This window comes from Halomonas sp. SIMBA_159, assembly GCF_046536035.1.
In the GTDB taxonomy this organism is placed as follows: domain Bacteria; phylum Pseudomonadota; class Gammaproteobacteria; order Pseudomonadales; family Halomonadaceae; genus Vreelandella; species Vreelandella venusta_A.
Genome location: NZ_JAWJBT010001306.1, coordinates 1 through 245, shown reverse-complemented (window position 1 = coordinate 245; position 245 = coordinate 1). Strand labels below are relative to the sequence as shown.

At 54.7% G+C, this 245-nt stretch carries 1 protein-coding gene; it reads left to right on the top strand.

The genetic code is table 11. The features are described 5' to 3' along the window. On the top strand, positions 1–245 hold a 245-nt coding region (locus R0J87_RS23480; protein ID WP_498889391.1), incomplete at both ends, for an FAD-binding protein.

Here is a 245-nt window from a genome sequence, read left to right as displayed (position 1 = left end):
ACTTCAAATCCAAGGCCACAATTCTGGCAACAGGTGGTGCCGGCCGTATCTACCAGTCAACCACGAACGCACACATTAACACCGGTGACGGTGTCGGTATGGCATTGCGTGCGGGTGTACCCATGCAGGATATCGAAATGTGGCAGTTCCATCCAACCGGTATTGCCGGCGCCGGTGTACTGGTAACAGAAGGCTGCCGTGGTGAAGGTGGTTACCTGCTGAACAAAGACGGTGAGCGTTTCATG